General features: G+C 70.4%; 15 protein-coding genes. 7 read left to right on the top strand and 8 right to left on the bottom strand.

Going from position 1 to position 21892, the window contains the following annotated elements; genetic code table 11:
* Positions 1-17: 17 nt before the first annotated feature.
* From Q9G87_RS15280 to Q9G87_RS15270, 3 genes are read right to left on the bottom strand one after another with little or no spacing between them, the layout of a single operon-like run.
* A complete protein-coding gene (locus Q9G87_RS15280) occupies positions 18-404 on the bottom strand; it encodes a FixH family protein (RefSeq protein WP_305916996.1) in 387 nt (128 codons plus the stop codon).
* Entirely contained in the window at positions 401-1678 is a 1278-nt protein-coding gene (locus Q9G87_RS15275) for a hypothetical protein (protein WP_305916995.1), read from the bottom strand. Before Q9G87_RS15275 ends, Q9G87_RS15280 begins: the two co-directional genes overlap by 4 nt.
* A complete protein-coding gene (locus tag Q9G87_RS15270; RefSeq protein WP_305916994.1) occupies positions 1675-2709 on the bottom strand; it encodes a hypothetical protein in 1035 nt (344 codons plus the stop codon). Before Q9G87_RS15270 ends, Q9G87_RS15275 begins: the two co-directional genes overlap by 4 nt.
* 352 nt (positions 2710-3061) lie before the next feature.
* On the opposite strand from Q9G87_RS15270, the gene Q9G87_RS15265 reads away from it, so the two are divergent.
* Positions 3062-4378: an FAD-binding oxidoreductase gene (locus Q9G87_RS15265; RefSeq protein WP_305916993.1), complete on the top strand. Its 1317-nt coding sequence runs from the start codon at positions 3062-3064 to the stop codon at positions 4376-4378.
* 57 nt (positions 4379-4435) lie between these two features.
* Here the strand turns inward: Q9G87_RS15265 and Q9G87_RS15260 are convergent, their stop codons facing one another.
* Entirely contained in the window at positions 4436-6592 is a 2157-nt protein-coding gene (locus Q9G87_RS15260) for a carbohydrate-binding protein (RefSeq protein ID WP_305916992.1), read from the bottom strand.
* On the opposite strand from Q9G87_RS15260, the gene Q9G87_RS15255 reads away from it, so the two are divergent.
* A complete protein-coding gene (locus Q9G87_RS15255; protein ID WP_305916991.1) occupies positions 6591-7385 on the top strand; it encodes a hypothetical protein in 795 nt (264 codons plus the stop codon). The genes Q9G87_RS15260 and Q9G87_RS15255 overlap by 2 nt on opposite strands.
* On the opposite strand, the gene Q9G87_RS15250 is transcribed toward Q9G87_RS15255, so the two are convergent.
* On the bottom strand, positions 7274-9454 hold the full coding sequence (locus Q9G87_RS15250; RefSeq protein WP_305916990.1) for a zinc ribbon domain-containing protein: 2181 nt from the start codon (positions 9452-9454) through the stop codon (positions 7274-7276). The genes Q9G87_RS15255 and Q9G87_RS15250 overlap by 112 nt on opposite strands.
* 229 nt (positions 9455-9683) lie before the next feature.
* Between Q9G87_RS15250 and Q9G87_RS15245 the strand changes: the two genes are divergently transcribed.
* The 3 genes from Q9G87_RS15245 (at position 9684) to Q9G87_RS15235 (ending at position 12343) form a co-directional block, all read left to right on the top strand.
* Positions 9684-10241, top strand: coding sequence for a TetR/AcrR family transcriptional regulator (locus Q9G87_RS15245; protein WP_305916989.1), 558 nt, complete (start codon positions 9684-9686; stop codon positions 10239-10241).
* Between the two features lie 91 nt (positions 10242-10332).
* Positions 10333-11160: an SDR family oxidoreductase gene (locus tag Q9G87_RS15240; protein WP_305916988.1), complete on the top strand. Its 828-nt coding sequence runs from the start codon at positions 10333-10335 to the stop codon at positions 11158-11160.
* Positions 11161-11188: 28 nt separating this feature from the next.
* On the top strand, positions 11189-12343 hold the full coding sequence (locus Q9G87_RS15235) for an epoxide hydrolase family protein (RefSeq protein ID WP_305916987.1): 1155 nt from the start codon (positions 11189-11191) through the stop codon (positions 12341-12343).
* A gap of 77 nt (positions 12344-12420) precedes the next feature.
* Here the strand turns inward: Q9G87_RS15235 and Q9G87_RS15230 are convergent, their stop codons facing one another.
* Positions 12421-15525 carry an ATP-binding protein gene (locus tag Q9G87_RS15230; RefSeq protein WP_305916986.1) on the bottom strand — a complete coding sequence of 1035 codons (3105 nt, stop codon included), beginning with the start codon at positions 15523-15525 and terminating at the stop codon, positions 12421-12423.
* Between the two features lie 248 nt (positions 15526-15773).
* Here Q9G87_RS15230 and Q9G87_RS15225 point away from each other — a divergent pair, with 248 nt between their 5' ends.
* Together Q9G87_RS15225 and Q9G87_RS15220 are read left to right on the top strand one after the other, a co-directional pair.
* Entirely contained in the window at positions 15774-17024 is a 1251-nt protein-coding gene (locus Q9G87_RS15225; RefSeq protein WP_305916985.1) for a pectate lyase, read from the top strand.
* A 75-nt stretch (positions 17025-17099) separates the two neighbouring features.
* Positions 17100-18350 carry a hypothetical protein gene (locus Q9G87_RS15220; protein ID WP_305916984.1) on the top strand — a complete coding sequence of 417 codons (1251 nt, stop codon included), beginning with the start codon at positions 17100-17102 and terminating at the stop codon, positions 18348-18350.
* Between the two features lie 48 nt (positions 18351-18398).
* Here Q9G87_RS15220 and Q9G87_RS15215 read toward each other — a convergent pair whose 3' ends face one another.
* Together Q9G87_RS15215 and Q9G87_RS15210 are read right to left on the bottom strand one after the other, a co-directional pair.
* Positions 18399-19898 (bottom strand): Ig domain-containing protein, encoded by a 1500-nt coding sequence (locus tag Q9G87_RS15215; RefSeq protein WP_305916983.1) that lies wholly within the window; start codon positions 19896-19898, stop codon positions 18399-18401.
* A gap of 10 nt (positions 19899-19908) precedes the next feature.
* Positions 19909-21840 carry an Ig domain-containing protein gene (locus Q9G87_RS15210; protein WP_305916982.1) on the bottom strand — a complete coding sequence of 644 codons (1932 nt, stop codon included), beginning with the start codon at positions 21838-21840 and terminating at the stop codon, positions 19909-19911.
* Between the last annotated feature and the right edge of the window lie 52 nt (positions 21841-21892).

Here is a 21892-nt window from a genome sequence, read left to right as displayed (position 1 = left end):
CGAAGCATCGGGCCCCGCTATCCGGTGATCAGTGCGTTGACGACGAGCGTCTCCGCGCCCGCGGGCCCGTCCAGCCGTATCGACACCTCCCAGGCTCCGGACATGGGGAACAGCTCACCCTCGGCCACGAAACGGCCGGGCGCCGTCTCCCGGGCGGTGAGCTCGGGGGTGGCGTGCCCCATGCCGGGCATCACCGCGGACACGGCCACGGCGTCCGGATCGCCCGAGGCCACCCGCACCTCGACCGGGACGCGGCCCGTCGTCGGCTCGTCGACGACGACGGTGACGGCGTAGCGGGAGCCCGTGCTGCTCACGCGGAGCGGCTCGGCCCCCAGGCTCCGGCCCACGATGAAGATCACGGCCGCCGCGACGACGAGGGCGACGGCGATCAGGATCCGCTTCATCGGGCGGCCTCCGCGACGTCCACGGTGAACGGCACGGTCACGATGCGGTCGGCCAGGGCGTACTGGGCCCAGGCGAGATACCGTCCAGGCTCCGGAAAGCTGAAGGTGAAGTGCAGCCGGGAACCGCCGGAGCCCATCTCGTGCACGTGGCCGAGGAAGTCGCCGTCCCGGCTGCGGATGATCAGATGCCCGCTCATGCCGAGCCACGGCCGCACGGGTCCTGTCGTGTCGAGCTCGACCGTCGTCGGTCGGCCCGCGACAGGAACGGCGGGCTGCGTCCGCGGCGGCGCGGCGGGCTCACCGCCGTCGGAGCCGCCTCCGGGGTCCGTGTCCTCCTCGCCACCGATGCTGAACCGTCCGGTGAGCAGCTGTCCGCCGGAGTCCTCCCGCTCCAGCTCGACATGCGTCAGGTAGGCGCCGGGCCGGTCTGCCCGCAGCCTGACCTCCAGCCGTCCCGGCGCCGTGCGCAGCGGGTGCACGTGCCGGAAGAACCGCCCGTCCTCGCTGGTGACGACCACGTGGGCGAGCGCCTCGTGATGGACCGCGAGATCGTCCACGGGCCGCCCGGTGGATCCGTCGACGAGATCCACCCGTACGGTGAACTCCTCGCCCGGGGCCGGCCGCGCCGGGACCGTCCGCACCCGCCCCTGCACGAACGGGCGCCCGCCCGCCTGTGAGGCGACCGCGGGCGCGGCGCCGTCCGGCGGCCCGGCAGGCAGCATCGGCTCGAACACGATGGCCATGACCGCGACCGTCACCCCCACGGCCGCGCCACCCGATACCGCCATGGCGCGGCCCGGCCGGGACAGAGCCCCGGTGAGCAGGCCGCCCACCAGCAGCAGCCCCGCCACGAAGAACCCGCCGTAGATCAGGAACTCCGCGCCTGACCCGCGCTCCACGAGCACGCGGAACGGCACGACGGCGACGTCGTTCCCCGCCCGCAGCGTGAGCTCGTGGGGTCCGGTCCGCTCCACCCTGAGCGCCGTGTACTGCGGATCGCGCAAGGCAGGACGCGCCACCCCGGTCACCGTGCGGCCGTCCTCCACCGACCGGACCGCCAGCTCGATCGGCGGCCCGGTGACCGGTTCGAAGGTGATGACGCCGATCCGCAGCGGCCCGGGCACCCGCGTGGTGCCCTTGACCACCACGGTGACCTCCATGCCGGCGATCGTCTGGGCGATCCGCAGATCCGCGCCGGCCGAGACGTTGTGCGCCGCGGCCGGCGCGGCGCACGCCAGCAGCAGTATGGCGACCAGGCAGAGCAGCCGGATCATGCCCTGTCGTCGACGGGCGGATCGACCAAATCGCCCTGACCGGTCGCGTTGGGCAGGAACAGCGCCCCGAGCAGCAGCCCGATCAGCCCGGCCACGATCGGCGCGCCGGTCCACATCTCTGGAATGCCGGGCAGCCCGCCGCCCGTCGCCGAGGCGAACCCGAGATACAGCGACCACGTGGCGAAGCTCGACAACCCGGCGAACGCCCAGAAGGCGAAGCGCCTGCCGGCCGACGGGCGCAGCCAGAGGATCAGCAGGTCGGCGGCGAGGCCCCCGGCCACCACGGACAGCAGGATCGGCACGTTGTCGAACGCCGTCTGCGCACCCGGCATGAGCACCGCCAGCGCGTACATGAGGGTCACGCTGCCGAACGGCAGCCGCCACCGGCGCACCAGCAGCAGTACGGGCGCGAGCAGGACGATGTTGGTGAGGGCGATCGTCGTGGCGAGCCGGTCCGCACCCCCGTTGTCCAGGAAGGAGAACGCCTCGACGACGCGGGGGGCGCGCCACTGCAGGGCGTCGCCGTACGACAGGAACAACGACACCAGCGTGGTCGCGAACGCCAGCCCGATCAGCGCCGGCAGCAGCCGGCCGAGCGTCGGCCGCGCGCCCACGTCGGGGGCGTTCCAGGCCGAGCGGAGCGGCGTGGTGATGATGATCAGCATCGACGTGACCAGCCCCAGATGCGACGGGCTGAACAGGATGTCGATGGTCGTCTCGATGCCGAGGAGGGTGTGCCACATCATGTCGGCGAAGCCGAAGGCGGCGAACGCGGGCACCGCCACCAGCCCGGCCAGATACCCCTGGGGCACCGCCGCCAGTCCCTGCCGGCCGGCGCGCACGTTGCGCCACACCTGCCAGATGATCCAGCCGGACACGGCCGCGAATCCCGAATAGAACGCCGCGTGCCACGGCGTGAAGAACGTCTCCAGCTCGCCGTCGAGGTTGGAGTGCGCCCAGGCGTCGATCATCAGCCCGATGCCGAACCACACCCCCAGCACCGCGGTGACGAGGTCAGTACGGAGCGACACCCACGTCCGCGGCTCCCCCGTGTCCACCAATAACCGTCGAATTCCGGCATTTGCTAAAGCCACCTCAAGCCTCCCTTCGCCTGACTTCGATCTTTGCAGACTCGGCATAAAGGCGCAGGGGCGAATTTACGCCGGACGTGGCTTTGAGTAATGGCAATTTCGCGCTGCGTCTTAATGGTGACTCTTTTCGAAGAGACAATGCACGATCGGTGACCGATATTCGGCGTGGACGGTGTGTGACATGTATCACTCTCAAATGTTCGGCCCGCCCGGTCACCTCTTCGCGCCCCGATGCGTCATAGCGGTGGTCCCGGCGGAACGGGACCCAGGCATCTGAAGAGGAGTGCGAAAGATGACGACCACCGACCTGAGAAGCGCCGTCGACGGCCGCGTGCTGCTGCCAGGAGACGACGGGTTCGAGCAGGCGAGCAAAGCATGGAACCTGGCGATCGACCAACGGGTGGCCGCCGTCGTCGAGGCCGCGGGGGCCGGCGATGTGGCGGCCACCGTCGCCTACGCCCGCCGCTCCGGCCTCGCCGTGGCCGCCCAGCCGACCGGCCACGGCGCCTCGGGCGACACCGACGGCGTGATCCTGCTGCGTACGGGCAGGCTGGACGAGCTGCACGTGAACCCCGAGGAGCGCACGGCACGCGTGGGCGCCGGCGTCCAGTGGGGACGGGTCCTGGCGGCGGCCGGGACGCACGGGCTGACCGGCCTGGCAGGCAGTAACCCTGTGGTGGGCGTGACGGGCTACACCCTTGGCGGCGGCGTGAGCTGGTTCGGCCGCAAGCACGGGTTCGCCGCCGACAGCGTGCGGGCCTTCGACGTCGTCACCGCCGACGGCGAGCAGGCCAGGGTCACCGCGGACACCGACCCCGACCTGTTCTGGGCGCTGCGTGGCGCAGGCGGCGACTTCGCGCTGGTGACGGCCATCGAGTTCGACCTGTATCCGGCGCCCAGCCTGTACGGCGGCAGCCTGATGTGGCCGGGGCACCGCACCCGCGAAGTGTTCGACGCCTTCCTGGAGATCACCGCCGAGGCGCCGGACGAGCTGTCCGTCTGGTTCAACCGGATGCAGTTCCCGCAGGCGCCGCCCATGGTCGGGCTCGCCGTCGCCTTCCTCGGCGAGGAGGCCGAGGGGCGGGCGCTGCTGGCCCGCCTCGACAAGATCGACGGCGTGATCGCCGACAAGCGCGGCCCGGTCGCGGTGGCGAACCTGGGCGACATCACCGCCGAGCCCACCGACCCGGCGCCCGCCCGCTCGCGGACGGAGCTGCTGACCAGGCTCGACGACGCGGCGATCGAGATCTTGACGGGCCCGCCGATCGAGCCGCTGGTCGGCCTCCAGCTCCGGCACCTGGGCGGCGCGCTGGCCGCCTCCCGTCCGGGTGCCGGGCCGAGCGGCCCGATGACGGAGCCGTACATGCTCTACCTGCTCGGGCTGGCGCTCAACCCGGAGATGTCCGCGGTCGTGGGCGCCAAGCAGGCGGGCCTGGCCGAAGAGCTCGGCGCGCGGGTCAGTGGGCGCAAGCCGTACACGATGCTGGCGCGGGGCGAGCGGGCGGCGGCGGCCTTCGCCGAGGAGACGACGATCGCCAGGCTCCGGGAGATCAAGCGGGCCCGCGACCCGCAGGGCGTGCTGCGGGCCAACTTCCCCGTGCTGGCCTAACGCCCATCTTCCTGCGGCTCGACCGGCGCCGGCCGGTCGAGCCGCGGGTGCGTGGCCTCAGCCGAGTGGTGCGGCGATCTGAATGAGGTCGATGTCGGGGGCGTAGCCGGCCGAGGCGTTGCCGAACGTGATCGTGTTCGCGCCCGCGGCCAGGACCACGTCGGCGACCGTGGTGCGGTAGTTCGACCAGCCCAGCGTGTTGCGGAAGTAGTGCCTGGCCGGCGCGCCGCCGTTGACGGAGATGTCGGCGTAGCGGTCGACGATGTTGGAGTTGTAGTTGGTGGCGCCCTCGCCCAGCTCGCCGTTGGCGTAGGTGACGACCATGCGGTAGCGGCCGGCGGCCGGGACGGTGACGTTGTTGAAGCGCAGCGTGTTGGCCGCGCCGGCGCCGATGTAGCCGACGTACGCGCCGCCCGACGCCGCGGAGTTGGAGGACACCCTGGCGGCCCCGCTCAGCGTGTTGCCCGAGGATTCCGCCTGGTACGAGGTGATCGTCCCGGTGGTGGGCGTGACGTCGATGTAGTCGATGTTGACCGCGTCCCGGTCGTCGGAGGCGTAGGCGTTGACGTCGACGCGGTTGATGCCGGCGGTCAGGAACACCTTGGTGGTGACGGTGTTCCAGGAGTTCCAGTCGGCGGTGCCGGGCAGCGTCACGGTGGTGAGGTCGGCGCCGTTGAGCCGCATCCGGACCGAGCGGGTGGCCGGGGCGCCGTTGTACGGGCCGGCCGAGTAGCGCAGGGCGACGGCGTAGTAGCCATCCGCCGGTGCGGTGACCACGAACTTGGTGCTCGCTGTGGTGCTGGCGCCGTAGCCCTCGGAGAAGGACGTGCCCGAGTAGCCGGTGTTCGAGCCGTAGGTGACGCGGGCGGAGCCGGCCAGAGCGGCGTACTCGGCCTCGTACCGCTGTGCCGAGCCCGCCTGGGACAGGTCCTTGTCCGGGGTCAGGACGACGTGGTACGCCGACGTGCCCTTCAGCCCCGTCAGCGGGATCGTGATCTGCCCGCCGGAGGCCGTGTAGTCGCTCTCACTCACCCGGTAGGGGCCGGGGGAGGCGTTCAGCCCGGTGCTGTCGACGCCCCACACGGTGGCGTGCACCGTGCCGCCCAGGTAGGAGGGGATGCCCCTGACGACCACGTTCGTGTCGTAGGTGCCGCTCGCCGGGTTGTTGCCGCCGAAGATCACCCGGGCCTGCTTCTTGGCCGGGTCCAGCGCCGCCACGCCCTGGAGCGAGCCGCCGGGCGCGGGCGGGGTCACGGCGACCGTCGTGCCGGTCAGCTCGCCGTACCACTTGTACAACCACCAGCCGCCGGTCGCCTGGTTGTTCCTGGTGACCAGGTCGTTGAGCCCGCCGGCCGTCGTCCAGTACGCCAGGCAGCCGTCGACCTTGCTGTTTTCGAACCTGGCCACGAACTGCACCAGGTTGCCCGGCACGCCGAGGTCGCCGGAGAAGCGGCCGTACTCGTTGATCGAGATCTGGCGCGGCGAGATGCCCAGGCTCGACTCGATCGCCCGGTAGTCGGCGTAGTGTTCGTGCCAGCCGGTGAAGAAGTCGTCGCCCAGCTCGTGCCACGTCGTGACGTCCGGGAGCACGTTGTTGTCGCGGGCGAAGGTCATGAACCTGCGCAGGTCGGCGGAGCGGTAGGCGGCGAAGTTCGGGCCGGCGATGCGGGCGCCCGGGTCGATGGAGCGGATGCGCTGGTAGACGGTCCTGTAGTCGTTGAGGAAACCGGTCAGGTTGCCCGAGTACCAGATCTGGTCGGGCTCGTTGAAGGGGACGTAGACGTAGGAGGTGCGGTACGGGTCGGCGACGACCTTCCTCGTCATCGTGTCCACCTTGGCCAGGTAGTCGTTGATGCCGAGGTTCTCGTACGGCCACTGCTTGTAGATGTCCTGCATGTAGATCTGGATGTCGCGCCCGCCGGCCCGCTTGAACATCGGGGCGATCTTGAGCGCGTCGCCGTTCGGATGCTGTAGGCCGTCGGGCGCCTTCTGGGCCGTGACCTGCGGTTTGAGCGCGGCCAGCATGGTCTCGTTCGGGATGCCCTCGTCGCCGAGCCCATACAGGAATCCGGTGGCGCCGTAGCGCAGGGCGCCGGTCTGGGTGGCGAGGTCGACGACGAGCTGGGACGGCGCCGCGGCGCCGGGAGTCGCGGGTACCACACTGATCACGAGGGCCGCCGCCAAGGCCGCGGACCAAGCATGTCTCCTCCTCATGGCGCTCCTCACAGCGCTCGATGTGATCGGTCACATCTTCCGATGCCTGAGTGTGATCGGTCACATCGATCAGGAAAAGAGCTGTTGCCAGGTTGTTACGAAGCGGCGGCACGGCCAGGCATCCCTACGAGGACGCGGCTGCGGACGGGGGCTTTGCAAGATGGCGTACCTCACACTCTGCCCAAGCGAAAAGTTGTGTACGGTCGTGGCGCTCGCCCTGGTCGACCGCCGGGACTTCGGCGTCGGCCTGATCGCGGACAGGCCGGGACCGGGAATGGCGTCACGCTCGTTGCTGAGCCCGTTCGGACTAGCGTGGCGGCTGAACCGCGGCGCCACACACGGCTGGATGATCGGCAGCGCGGTGTTCGGCCAGGGGATCGGCACCCTGGGCAAGACCGTCAACGACGCGATGACCGCCAACGCGGGCGCCGTCAAGATCCTCGACCAGCTCGCCAGCGCGGGCGTCGCCAACCTGGTGGACACCTTCTACGCCGCGATGATGAAGGTCTACGGCGTCCTGGCGGCGGGCTTCGTGGTTCAGGCGATGCTGCGGCTGCGTTCGGAAGAGGCGGGCGGACCGGCCGAAGCGGTGCTGGCCACCGCGGTGGGTCGGGTCCGCTGGGTGATCGCCCACCTGGCGTTGTTCCGGCGCAGGAGCGTCTGCGATTCTCTGTATTTGCCTCAGGATTTCAGGACATTCCGGGCGGGCGTGGCGCGTGGCGGGCCGTCTGCGTACGTTCCGAGGGGGAGTACGGGGGTGGCTGCGACACGATGGAAGCCGGTCCGGTGGTGAGGATCGCGTACAGGCCCTGTGCGTCCCGCTGGTGGGCGGGTCGTCTGGGGTGCCTGGCCCGCCGGACGCTGTCCCGCCCCGGGCGTGCCGGGGACGGGGGCGGGCACCGTGCGCCGGTCGGGCACACGGCTGAACGTCTTGCTGAAGGTCTTGGCGCGGTTGGTCTGCCGTCGCTTGGGGGTCGGCCGGTCCTTGTTACGAGACCGGGCCAGAGGGCGTGGGTGCAGATCGGTGCGGGTGCGCCGGGCCCGCCGCGCCGCACGGGTGGGCTTGTTCCTGCGGCGCGCCCGGGCGACGTTGCCTTCCACGATCTTGTGGATGGAGCGGGCGCCGGTGCTGGGGTCGGTACGGGTGTGCTGTTGGGCGAGAAGTCCGCGGGCGGCGATCCGCTCGGCCGCGGCATGATCCCGGTCGCACGACAACCCACACCCCGGGCAGTAGGCCCACTTCCAGCCACGCTCACCCAGCCGATCCGGTGCGGGAACGTGGCGCAGCACGCTGCCCCCTTCGCCGCAGCGGGGGCAGTAGCGGGAGGTGCCCCGGGCGGGCACCGTCACCACCGCTATGCCGTCCTTGGCGGCCAGATGCCGGATCGCCTCGACCACCGCGCCGCGCACCTGCCCCGACAACGCGGCGTTGCCGCGACGCACCCCACGCGCCTCCAGCGTGGCCAGATCTTCTACATAGATCACACCAGCGCCGAGCGCGAGAGCCTGGTCGACCGCCCACCTCGCCGCCGACCAGGCCAGCGCATGATCAAGCCTTCTGATCCGGGCGCACACCCGCTCATGCTCGACCTGCAGCACCCGATGCCTGCGCTGCACCGCCACACGGCGGGCATCACCGCCATCACTGCCATCACCGGCATCAGCGGTGTCGCGAGTATCGCCGGTCTCGCGGGTGTCGGTGGCGTCCAGCCCGGACAGCAGCGCCGCGCAGTGCTCGCGTTTGGCGGCCAGGTACTCACGCTGGCCGCGCAGCCGGTGCAGCTTGGCCGAGACCGCGGTGGCGTCGTAGCGCAGCATCCGCCCATCAGAAACCACCCGGTCATCGCGCAGCCGGGCGACCGCGCCGGTCAGCAGGGTGTTCAACCCCCAGTCCAGGCCCAGCGCCACGGTGTGCCCGGTGGCCGGGGCGGCCGGGACCGGCGTCTGGAACGGCACATCGACGCGCACCGTGCCACCGGCGACGCGCACCGTGGGCGTGCACAGTTTCGCCTCACCCGGGACGGTGGGCGGCAGCGTGAACGCGATGGCGTGCCACGCCCAATCCTTGCGTGAGGTCGGAGCCGCCTTCAGTGGCAACTGCACCCGCAACACCGCGCCGCCACCACCGCCACCACGGGCCCCACCGCCGGCACCGCCGGTGGGGCCCGTGCCGCCAGTGACGGTGGCACGGGTCAGGGTGACCAACTGCTTGTCGGCCGCCGCCAGCACCGCCTGCGCGGCCACCCGCGGCGGCTCCTCCACCTCGGTGATGTCGCCCGGCAGCACACCCGTCCGCGCCAGCACGGCGCTCACCTGGCGGGTACGGTTACGGAGCTCCGCCGGGGTGACCCCGTCCGGCAGCGCCGCCCGCAACGCCTTCCACTCCACCTCGCTGCGCCGCCGCGGGTTCTCCGGCCAGGTGGCCAGGATCGCCGCCACGATGCCCCGCCGATGCAGCACCGCCCGCAGCATGCGGGCCGCCTGCTCCTCGGCACAGCGCCGCACTCGATCCGACACATACACCCCACCACCGGCCACTGTGCCGGTCACCTCACCGCCGGTCACCTCACCGCCGGTCACCTCACCGCCGGTCACCGGGGCGGCACACCCCCAGCCCAGCCGGCGCACCGCCATCCACCCCTTGGCTGGCAACACCCGCCCATCGGGCCCGACCCCGGCGGCCAACAGGTCCAGATCCCGCGCATTCCACCGATCCGCGACGATCCCGGCGGTCAGCGTCTGCGTCAGCGCGGCCAGCCAGACCACCCGCTCGGCCAGCACCGGCCCGGCCACCACCTGCCCGGTCGCCTCCAGCACGGCCCGATACCCGCTACAGGTCGCGGTCGCCACGATCACGGCCATGCCCACCCGCCCACCCGGAACCCGTCACATCAACATGCACACACGACGCTACACACCGCCACCGACAATTCCCGGCGCACCACCCACTCGGGCCATCCCCTGCACCGCACCAGCCCGACCAGATGATCCGAAACACATCTCCACTCAGGTTCGCTTAGCCAATCAGGACAACGGCTCATACCCTGGCACTCGCAGGCGACCCAACGTACGTTGGCCTACACTCGTTGTCATGGCGTTCACGGAACGATCGGCGGCCACCCGGACCTCCATCCTGGAGGCCGCCAGGAAACTGCTCATCGAGCGAGGCTACGAGGCCATGACGATCCGGGCCGTCGCCGCCCAGGTCGGCGTCGACCCGTCGATGGTCATGCGTTATTACGGCAGCAAGGCCGGCCTGTTCAGCGCCGCCGTGGACGTGGACCTGCGGCTCGCGCAGGTGCCGGAGCCGCCTGTGGACCGGCTCGGTGAGCTGCTCGTCCGCCACTTCCTGGCCCGCTGGGAGGGCGGCCTGTCCGACGACGTGCTGATCCTCCTGCTGCGCTCGGCCTCGACCAACCCCATGGCCGCCGAGCGCATGAGGGAGGTCTTCCAGACGCAGATCGTCGCGTTCGTGGCCCGGGTGACGGGCGCGGACGACGCCGCGCGCCGGGCCGGGCTGGTCAGCACGCAACTGCTCGGACTGGCCCTCACCCGCTATGTGCTCCAGCTGCCGCCGATGGCCGCCGCCGACCCGGAGAGCCTGGTCCGCGACCTCGGGCCGGCCGTGCAGCGTTACCTGACGGACTGACGCCGCGCCACACGTCCGCGGTAGCGGACGCTATTTCTGGTGTAGCGCCTCCTGATCGAGACGTCGACGACATTCGACCAGGAGGTCTTTCATGACGATTCTCGTGACCGGTGCGACGGGCATGGTCGGCCGCCGGATCGTGGCGCAGCTCGTCGAGCGCGGCGTACCGGTTCGCGCCCTGACCAGGAACCCGGCCACGGCCCGGCTGCCGGCCGCCGTCGAGGTGGCCTGCGGCGATCTGACCGCGCCGCAGTCCCTGGCCCCGGCGCTGGAAGGCGTGACCGCCCTGCACCTGATCACCGTCACCGGCAGCGGCTACTCGGACTTCGCGCCGCTGGAGACCGGTTTCGAGATCGCCGAGCTGGCCGCCAAGGCAGGCGTGCGCCGCGTCAGCGTGCTGAGCAGCTGGGACGAGTGCTCGGTCGAGGAGGCTCTGCGGGCCGGCGACCTCGCCTGGACGCGACTGCTGTGCGTCGAGTTCATGGCCAACGCGCTCGACTGGGCTGCGTCGATCCGCGACGAGGGGGTGGTGCGGGTCTTCGGCAACCACCCCGGGGCCGTGGTCCACGAAGACGACATCGCCGCCGTGGCGGTGGCCGCACTGGCCGAGGACGGGCACGCCGGCCAGTCCTACATGCTCACCGGGCCGGATGCACTCACCCCCGCCGAGCGGGTACGCATGATCGGCGAGGCCGTGGAGCGCGAGATCCGGTTCGAGGAGCTGAGCGAGGAGCAATACCGGGCGTCGTTGCGGGCGGCGGGGGAGAGCGACGAAATGATCGAGTTCGCCGTCCAGCTCGGTGCGAACCCGCCGGACGCGGCTTCGGCCGTGCTGCCCACCGTCGAGCAGGTCACCGGCCGCCCCGGGCGCACGTTCGCCCAGTGGGCCGCCGACCACGCCGCCGCCTTCCGCCCGTAAGCCCGTAAGCCCGTAAGAGGGGAATCTCATGACCATTCGCCCGTTCCGTATCGACATCCCTCAGCAAGACCTGGACGACCTGCGTACCCGCCTGGCCATGACCCGCTGGCAGGATCAGCTCCTCGGAACCGGCTGGGAACGCGGCGTCCCCGTCGCGTACCTGAGGGACCTGGCCGAGTACTGGCGCACCGGCTACGACTGGCGCGCCCACGAGGCCAGGCTCAATGAGCTGCCGCAGTTCACCACCACGATCGACGGCCAGAACATCCATTTCCTCCACATCCGCTCCGCCGACGACTCGGCGCTGCCCCTCATGCTGATCCATGGCTGGCCGGGGTCGTTCGTGGAGTTCCTCGACGTCATCGAGCCGCTCTCCCGCGACTTCCACCTGGTCATCCCGTCGCTGCCCGGCTTCGGGTTCTCCACCCCGCTGTCCGGCCCGGGCTGGGACTCCGCCCGCGTCGCCGGCGCGTTCACACGGCTGATGGCGATGCTCGGCTATGACAGGTACGGCGTGCAGGGCGGCGACTCCGGCGCCTTCGTCGCGCCGGAGATGGGCAAGCAGGACGCCGAGCACATCGCTGGCATCCATCTCAACGCCGTCCTCACCTTCCCCATCGGCCAGGAAGGCGAGATGGACACCCTCACGCAAGAGGAACGGCGCCGCTGGAACGCGATGGAGAACCTCAACGACGGCTACCTCCAGACCCAGTCCAAGCGGCCCCAGACCGTCTCGTACGGGCTGCACGACTCACCGGTCGGGCAGCTCGCGTGGATCATGGAGAAGTTCAAGGAGCTGACCGAGCCGGTGGACGGGCCTCCTGAGGACTCGCTGGATCGCGACCTCATGCTGACGGACGTCACCCTTTACTGGCTGACCGGCACGGCCGGGTCGTCGGCGCAGTTCTACTACGAGAACATGAGCGTCGCCGACTGGAGCGACGGTGAGGCGGGGGAGTGGGACTCCGGTCCGGCGGAGGACTGGGGCGCGGCGGCCCGTGGCACCATGCCCACCGGCGTGCTCGTGTCCAAGGCATGCGACCTCACGATCCGCTCGTGGGCCGAACGCGATCACAACATCGTGCACTGGGCGGAGTACGACCAGGGCGGCCACTTCTTCGCCGCCGAACAGCCGGCGCTCTTCGTGCGGGACGTCGCGGAATTCTTCGCGAAGCTGCGCTGAGGACCGGCGCCGGGGCGGAGGTCTGCGCGCAGTGTCATCGGCGGTGCGCGCAGGGCGCCTGAACCGGGCCTCGCTGATCAGAACCAGCGAGGCGCCGGAGCGGCAGGAGGCGGCTGGTAGCGGCACGTGGCACCGGTGGAGACCGAGGCCCGCAGGTGGGCGGCCAATTCGGGGTGGCGCTGGTCGAGCTGGACTAGCGTGTTGCGGATGCGGTTGGTGACCGCCTTGCGGGCACGCTCGGCCTCGTCGCCCAGCCTGCGCGGCCGCCCGGCGAGACCGGCCGCGGCACGCAGCTCGTCGAGCAGCGCCTGCCGCTCGGCGTCGAGCTCGGCCGCGCGCCGGTCGCGCCCGAGCTCCACGGCCCGGTCGATCTCGTCGTCGAGCTGCTCCAGCCGCTTGCGGTAGCGCGTCCTGGCCTCCTCGTCGAGCACGTCGTCGCCGCCCATGCCGCGCGCCGCGACCACCGCCTCGCCGCCCGACGGGTTGAGCAGCTCGACCGCGGACACGTCCACGCCCGGGCGTTCGAGCAGGATGCGCAGGTCGGCCAGGCCCTTGGAGCCGGGCAGGTGCACGGTCCGGCCGGCGAAGGTCAGGGTCCAGACCTGGCCGTCGAAGTGAAAGGCGTCGCCTCCGGGGTGCGGCAGCCGCAGGAGCATGCCGAGCTCGGCCGCTTCCCGCTCCACCTGCCGGATCAGCGCCGCGGCGTCGTCCCCGCGTGCCTGCAGCGCTTCCGCCAGGCGGGCTCGCGACTCGATCGACCAGGGGCGGGCGCCCAGCAGGTCGGCGGCGCGGTAGGCGGCGGTGAAGCCGGCGATCGCGTCATCCCACCGTCCCTGCGCGGCGTCCAGCACGGCCGCCCAGTGCGCGTAGGGGCCCTCGACGGCCACGGTGGCCGTCACACCCCACTGGCCGACGTAGGGCGTGATCGCGGCCCGGGCGTGCTCGCAGAGCACCGGGTCTTTGGACAGGGCGGCGGCCTGTGCCTGGAACCTGAGCCACAGCGGGGCCATCCAGCGCAGGTATGGCCCGCCCGCGGCCATGATCTCCGCGTGGCGGCGCGTGGCGGTCTCGCCGCCGTTGCCCCGCTGCACCGCCGTGACCGCGTCGTACAGCGGGAAGTGCGGGCTCCCCGCGCGCTCCATCTCGTCGAGCACGTCGTCGGCCGCGTCGAGCCGTCCCCTTAGCGAGGCGGCCGACCAGCGCTGTATCCAGCGCAGATCCCGCCTGCCCAGGCCGGGCTGCTCGCCGAGCTCGTAGGCGGCGTCGATGTGCGTGCCCGCCTCGTCGAAGCCGCCGGCGAGGGTCGCGAACATCGCCCTGAGCACGCCGGCCTCGTGCTGGAACAACGTCAGCTCCGACTGCTCCGCGGCAATGAGGAAGGCCCTCAGCTCGGTCAGGCAGCGCGGGTCGCCGAGCTCCAGCAGACCGCCCACGCGCCACGACCGGGCGGTTAGCTCCAGTTGCCGGTCCCGCGTGCGCTGTGCCACGGCGGCCAGCTCGTCGGTGATGGCCAGCCGCTCGGCGGCGGTGCCCGGCCGCCAGATGGCGCCCAGCCTGGCCAGCAGGCTGAAGCCCAGCGTCTCGTCGTCCTCGCCGCGCCTGGCCAGGTCAGCCGCGACCGCGCTCAACTCCCGCGCCACGCCGTCCAGCCCTGCGGCGCTGTCGAGCTGTGCTGTGCTGTCCGGCTGTGCTGTGCTGTCCGGCTGTGCTGTGCTGTCGAGCCGTGTCCCGACTTCGACCGGCTCCCGCGCTGACTCGGCTGGGTCCGCCGGGCCGAGCCCGTCGTCGTGCAGCAAGCGCCGGTGGGCGTCGTGGACGAAGTCCGTCCAGCGGTCCCGGCCGTGGGAGCAGAGCTCGTGCAGCTTGAGTGCGGCCAGCGCCAGCAACCCTGGATCGTCGAGCCTGCGCGTGATCGCGACGGCCGCCTCCAGCGTACGCACCCCGGCGGCGTCGTCTCCCGCGCGGTGCTGAGCCACGCCGAGATCGAGCCCGATCGTGGCCCGCCGGCGCCACTCGGACGCGGGCGTCAGCTCCAGGGCACGGCGATAGTGCCTGACGGCTTCCTCATCGGCCAGCCGGCCCTCGGCGTCCCTGGCTGCGGCGAGGAGTAGATCGGGCGCATCGGAAACGGCGCCGAGATAGGCGTGATGCGCGCGCGTCGCAGGCGGCGCGAGGTCAAGGGCACACAGCGCGGCCGCGTGGAGAGACCGGGCCCCGGCCTCGTCGAGCTCGCCGTAGAGCGTCTCACGCACCAGATCGTGCACGAAGGCGAATCGGCCCACGCCGAGCGAGGTGACCAGTTTGGCCGAGACCGCCTGGTCGAGTGCCCGGCGCACCACGTCGCGTGACCCCAGCCCGTCAGCGGCGAGGGAGACGGACAGCGCCTCCTCCGCGAACTCCCGCCCCAGCACCGCCGCCATCCGCAGCACCTCGAGCACCGCGCCCGGCAGCCGCGACAACCGCCGCCGCACCGTCGCATCCACCCCCGGCGGGATCGTGGCGAGCGTGCTGCCGCCCTGCCACAGGCGGGCATATTGTTCGACGAAGAACGGGTTGCCGCCGGTCCGCTGGTGGATCTCCGTCACCAGCTCCTCGCCGGGCTCGACCCCTGTGGTCCGCGTGACGAGCCTGCCGACGGCCTCGCGATCGAGCCCGGTCAGCGCCACCGTGACGGCCTTGGCCTCCAGCGGAGGACTGAGCGAGCCGTCCACCTCGGCGTCGCGGTAGGTGCCGATCACCAGCAACCGCTCGAACCAGGCGTGCCGCACCACGAATTCCAGCAGTCTGAGCGAGGCGGCGTCGGCCCAGTGGAGGTCTTCGAGCACGACGACGATCGGCCGCTCCCGCGAGGCGTCCACCAGCAGCCCGGTCACCGCGTCGTAGAGCTGGAACGCCGCCGCGTCCACCCCCGCCAGGCCCTGCGGCGTCGCCCCAGGGTCGAGCTGCCGGACGATCTGCACCCAGGGCCAGTAGCCGGGCGCTCCCTCGCCTTCCCAGCAAGCGCCGCTGAGCAGCCGGGCACCGCCCCGGACGGCTTCCTCGACCGCGCCGGCCACCAGCGTGCTCTTGCCGATGCCGGCCTCGCCGGTGACCAGCACGAGCGATCCGTGGCTGACCAGCGCGCGCTCGACCTCCCCCCGCAGGACGGCCGCCGGCCGCTCCCGTCCGATGAGCATCGCCATACGGCGCACCCTACGAGGAGGGTCCGACAATCTTGGTGGCCCGTGAAACTTTCACCGGTAAGCCGCAGGTCGAGCCCTTGGGCCGACGCGTTCCGGTTGACGGCTGTCGCTGCGCGTGCGATCAAAGCCCGAACAGGGACAGCTGTGCCCGTCATCAGGCTGTCCGCTCCACTCATTCCGGAACGGGTGCTCGTCCGATCGATGGGAAAGCGCTTGCTTCACCAAGCGCAGAAAGGCAGAGAGCGGCCTTGACAATCCAATCCCAGTCCCGTCACGGCTGGCGCCGCCTGCTCGCGACGGTGGCCGCCATGGTGATGGCCATGGCCGGCGCCACCGCCGTGACGCCACCACCGGCGCAGGCGGCCACCGTCGACACCAGCGCCTGGTACGTGCTGGTCAACCGGCACAGCGGCAAAGCGCTCGACGTGTACAACCTGGCCACCAGCGACGGCTCGCCGATCGTGCAGTGGCCCCGTAACGACGGCAACTGGCAGCAGTGGCAGTTCGTCAGCTCGGGGAGCGGCTACTACCGGCTGAAGTCCCGGCACAGCGGCAAGGTGCTGGACGTCTTCGAGCACTCCACGGCGGGCGGTGCCCAGATCGTGCAGTGGGCCGATCTCAACGGCTACAACCAGCAGTTCCGGCTGGCCGACTCCGACGGCGGCCACGTACGGCTGATCAACCGCAACAGTAACAAGGCCCTGGAAGTGTGGGAGTGGTCGACCGCCGACGGCGCACGCATCTCCCAATGGGACGACCTCAACGGCGCCAACCAGCAGTGGCAGCTCGTCAAGATGGGCAGCAGCAGTGGCGGCTCCGGCGGTGACGGCAGCGGCGCCTGGCCGAGCGACACCGGCAGTGTGCATCAGACGACGACCCGCACCACCGGGTCGTTCTTCGACGGCGGCATGAAGCGCTACTACGGCATCGGCGACGGCGGTCAGAGCGAGAGCCAGGATCCGATGTTCGTGGTGCCCAACGGCGGCACGATCCAGAACGTCATCATCGACGCCCCGGCCGGCGACGGCATCCACTGCGAGGGCTCGTGCACTATCCGCAACGTGTGGTGGAACGACGTCGGTGAGGACGCGGCCACGTTCAAGTCCTCCAGCTCGTCGGCGACCTATCTGGTGGACGGCGGCGGGGCCAAGTCGGGCTCGGACAAGGTGTTCCAGCACAACGGCGCCGGCACGGTGACGATCAAGAACTTCCAGGTGCACAGCTCCGGCAAGCTGTACCGGGCCTGCGGCAACTGCTCCACGTCCTACCAGCGGCACGTGGTCATGGACGGCGTCACCGCCCGGACCACCAAGGTGCTGGCCGGAATCAACACGAACTGGGGCGACACCGCACGCTTCAGCCGGATCACGGTGTACGGCAGCGCCGTCATCTGCGAGAAGTACCGAGGCGTGCCCAAGGGCAGCGAGCCCACCAAGATCGGTGAAGGCGCCGACGGCGTGAACTGCCTCTACTCCTCCTCCGACATCACCTACCGCTGACACGTGCCGGGCCTCGATGGAGGCCGCCCTCCTGCGAGGCCCGCGCATGTTAGCGCTACCACCGGGAGAACTCCCATGAGACGCTTGGCAATCCTGCCCCTCCTCCTGATCATCACGTTCTTCTTCCCCGTCCAGAGCGCCCTGGCCGACACCAACGTGGCCCGGTCGGCGACGCCGTCGGCCTCGTACACCTCGCCGTGGGAGAGCGTCGCGGCGATCAACGACGGCATCGACCCGCCCAGCTCGAACGACACCGTCAACCGCCGCTGGGGCACCTGGCCCAACACCGGAACCCAATGGGCCGAGCTGACCTGGAGCTCCGCCCAGACCATCAAGGGGGCCGACGTCTACTTCTTCGACGACGGCGGCGGCGTGCGCGTGCCCGCCTCCTGGAAGCTCCAGCGCTGGACCGGCAGCGCCTACGCCGACATCCCGGGCACCTACCCCGTCGCGGTCAACACCTATAACAAGGTCTCCTTCACGCAGGTCAGCACCACGCGGCTGCGTGTCGTCCTGCAGAGCGGCCAGGCGTCGGTCGGGCTGCTGGAGGTCAAGGCGTGGGCGCCCGACACGGGCGGCGGCACGACGGGCTGGAACCCGCCCGCCCACCTGGTCACCCCGCTCAACGAGGTGTGGCAGCACCAGGAGAGCACGTACCCCAACCTGTACGGTTTCCGCAACTACGGCTGGGACCAGATCATGGCCAACGGCGGCTCGATCAACTACTGCGTGCGCTGGGACACCAGCGCCACGGTGACGGCCGCCCAGCGTGACCAGATCCACGCCACGCTGGCCCGCCAGTTCAAGAAGTGGATGGACGTCATGGCCGGCCACAACGGCTGGCCGTACACGAACGTGCCGGTCAAGGTGGTCGGCTGGGCCGTGCGCGACCGCGCCCAGCTGCAGTGGAGCGACACCTCGGTCGACATCTACGTCAACAACATCCGCGAGAACGCGCCGCAGTGCGCCGAGCCGTGCGGCCGCTTCTTCAACCAGAGCGGCAACTACCCCAACTGCCCGGGCGGCGCCTCGCACCACTACGACATGTCGCTCTGGCTCACCGCGGGCTTCGGCGGCGGCGCCGGTGGTGACTGGGGGCAGCGGATCGGCAGCGAGTACTACATGAGCAACCTCAACGCCGACAACATCCACATCCTGCTGCATGAGATGGGCCACTCGTTCGGCCTGGACGACTTCTACGACTGGACCCCGACCGGCCAGTGCTGCTTCCTCATGAAGGCGGGCAGCGCGTCGTCGATCACGGAGTTCGACGCGTGGATGTTCCGCGACTGGTGGCGGCACCTGAAGAGCCGCTACGGCCTCTGAGTACGACGAGGGCCGGCCGCCCTGTGGGACGGCCGGCCCTCGCTCGGGTCAGCTCACCGTGAGGGTGTACTCACGGGTGAGGGGGGTGCTCAGCTTGTCGTAGTCCCGGAGCTGGACGGTGAACTTGTACGAGCCGCTCGTGGCCGGGGTGCCGGTGACGGCTCCGGTGAACCGGTCGAGGCTCAACCCCTCGGGCAGGGCGCCGCGCACGACCTGCCAGTCGTAGAACGGCACGCCGCCCTTGGCCTTCAGCCGCTGGTCGTACGCGGCCCCGGCGGTCGCCGCGGGCAACGAGGCGGTCTCGATCGAGGGCTTGAGGAACGGGGTGAGGTTGCGGTTGAGCTTCCAGCCGGCGGCCTCCGCGATCAGCAGCGTGAGCTTGGTCAGCTCCCACCGCCGGAGGGGGAAGTGGTGCCGCCAGCCGCCGTTCTGGCCGCTGAGCCGGTCCCAGTACGGCTCGTCGCCGGGCACGTGGTAGCTGGTGTCGAGCGGCACCGGGTAGCCCTGGTAGTCGATGACGTCCTGGTAACCGGCCCCCTTGGCGGCCACGTAGTCGGCCATGCCCTTCCAGTCGCTGTGGAACGCGACCGCGTGGCCGTATTCGTGCATGACCAGGCCGTGCACGTCGATGTACTGGCCGAGGTCGGTCTTGTACCAGTCCTCGTCCTCCAGGGACGTGAACAGCTCCATGAGCTGCTCGTCGTACTCCAGGATCATGCTGGTCGAGCGGTGGTACGGGGTCGGCTTGTTGTTCTGGGTATGGAACTTGCCGTTGATCGTGGGGTAGCCGGTCGAGTACGGCGTCTGGATGCCGCGGAACCACACGTACATGCCGTTGTACGGCTTGGCGTTGGTGGCCTCGACCTCGTTCTGCCAGTCGTTGCCCGGCAGCCGGTTCACCTCGTCGCCGGCCGGGACCGTGTCGAACGGCTCCAGGTCGAAGAACGCGAACCAGTTCCTGACCGCCTTCTCGGCCGCCTTGCGCACACCGGGGTCGGAGAAATAGCCGGTGATCGTGTCGTAGCGGTAGTCGAAGTCGATGGGGATGGTGGGCTCGAGCGGGGTCTTCTCGTCCTGCTGCACCCTGATCGGCATGGTCTGGGTGCGTTTGGCGCCGGTCGCGTCGGTGGTCTTCATGACCCACTGGTGCAGCTCGTCGCTGCCGGCGCCCTGCTTGGAGTGGATGGCCAGCCGCACGATCTCCCGGTCGTACGGCCCGGTCAGGGTGAAGGACTTGGTCGCGCCGGTGGCGGTCAGCTCGCTCGGCAGGTTGAACATCAGCCGGGAGGTGCCCTTGGCGTGCAGGTCCACCTTGAGCGGATAGGTGATGCCGGGCACCCGGGGCGCCCGGACGGTGAGCTCGACGTACGGGTTGGCGAGGTAGCCCTGCCAGTCGACGAGCTGCACGCCGTAGTCGTTGACCTTGCGGAAGAAGATGTCGTACACCTCCAGCTGGGGCGCCTCCTTAGGGGCGGCGAGGCTGGGGGAGGGGAGGGACAGCGCGCCCGCCAGGGCGGCGAGCGCGCCGAACATCGTGACCTTCCTCATGGAAGCCTTTCTAGGAGTTGGCCTTCACTTCCAGCAGCCCGACCGAGGCCTGGCCGCTCTGTAGTGCGACCCGGAGCCTGGTCGTGGTCACGGGGGTGAACGTGACCCGGTTGTAGGCGTTGAGCGCGGTGGGGGAGGCGCCGGGGATGTCGGCGTAGGCGCTGCCGGTCCAGTACTGCAGCTTCCAGGAGGCGGGCAGGCGCACGCCGCCGCCGTCGTCGAAGAAGTACACGTCGGCGGATCGGATCGTCTGGGCGGACGGCCAGGTCAGCTCGGCCCATTGCGCGCCGGTCTGCGGCCAGGTGCCCCAGCGGCGGTTGACGGTGTCGTTCGAGCTGGGCGGGTCTATGCCGTCGTTGATCGCCGCGACGCTCTCCCACGGTGAGGTGTACGAGGCCGACGGCGTGGCGGCGCGGGCGAGGTTCGTCGACCCGCCGGCCCCGGCGTTGAGGGTGAACGTCCTGGTCACCGGCGTGCTGAGCCGGTCATAGTCGCGGAGCTGGACGGTGAACGTGGACGTGCCCGCGGTGGTCGGCGTGCCGGTGATGGCGCCGGTGAAGCGGTCGAGGCTCAGCCCGGCCGGCAGCGAGCCGCTCGTGACCTGCCAGTCGTAGAACGGCACTCCGCCCTTGGCCTCCAGCGTGTGCTGGTAGGCCGTGCCGGGCGTGGCCGACGGCAGGGAGGTGGTGACGATGGACGGCGGCAGGAACGGGGTGAGATTGCGGTTGAGCTTCCAGCCGGCGTTCTCGGCCACCAGCAGGGCCAGCTTGGTCAGCATCCAGCGGCGGGTGGGGAACAGGTGGGTCCAGCCGCCGCTCTGCCCGCTGAGGCGGTCCCAATACCGCTGCTCGCCGGGGATGTGGTAGCTGCTGTCGAGCGGCACGGCGTAACCCTGGTAGGCGACCACGTCCGGGTCGTTGCCGCCCGAGGAGACGTACGAGCGCATGCCGGCCCAGTCGCTGTGGAAGGCGACCGCGTGGCCGTACTCGTGCATGACCAGGCCGTGCACGTCGAGCACCGAGCCCTGGATCTCCGTCCGGTACCAGTCCTCGTCGGCCAGGGAGGTGAACAGCTGCTTGTTCGCCTCGTCGTACTCGAAGATCATCGCGGTGGAGCGGTGCAGCGGGCCGGGCAGCTGCTGGCCGCCCCGGGTGCTGTAGCGGCCGTTGTTGGCCGGGTAGCCGGTCGAGTACGGGGTCTGGATGCCGCGGAAGAACACGTACATGCCGTTGTAGGCGGACTGGTTGGTGACGTTGATCGTGTTCTGCCAGTCGTTGCCCGGCAGGTGGTTCGGCTCCGCCCCGGCCGCGACGGTGTCGAACGGCTGCATGTCGAAGAACCGGAACCAGTCCTTCACCGCCTCTTCCGACGCCGTCCGGAAGGCGGCGTCGTTGAAGTAGCCGGTGATGGTGTCGTAGCGGTAGTCGAAGATGAGCGGGAGGGTGGGCTGCAGCGCGGCCTTCTCGTCCTGCTGCACCCGGATCGGCATCGACTGCTGGTACGTCGCGCCGTCGGCGTCCCTGACGTTCAGCCGGAGCGTGTAACTTTCATCCGGTCCTGGGCCGCGCTTGGAGTGGATCGCCAGCTTGAACGTCTTCTGCTCGGCGGCGCCGGCGAAGGTCAGCGTCTTGGTCGCGCCGGTGGCGGTGAGCTGGCTGGGCAGGTCCATCATCAGCCTGGAGGTGCCCTCGGCCTTCAGGTCGACGGTGACGGGATAGCGCACGTCGGGCGGGGGTTTGACGGTCAGCTCGACGTAGGGATTGGCCAGGTAGCCCTGCCAGTCGACGAGCTTGACGCCGTAGTCGTTGACGGTCCTGCCGAACATGTCGACGACCTGGGCGGTGGGGGCGGCGGCGTGCGCGGCCTGCGGCACGCCGGTGAGTAAGGAGGTGCATAAGAGCGCCGCGACGGACAGACGCGTGCGGCGGAACCCACGGTTCATCGGGACTCCTCCACCAAGGATTGGGAATACCTTTTCCCACGCGCACAGTAAG

The sequence above is a fragment of the Nonomuraea turcica genome, assembly GCF_030718205.1.
Classification (GTDB): domain Bacteria; phylum Actinomycetota; class Actinomycetes; order Streptosporangiales; family Streptosporangiaceae; genus Nonomuraea.
This window is presented reverse-complemented; position numbering and strand designations above follow the sequence as displayed.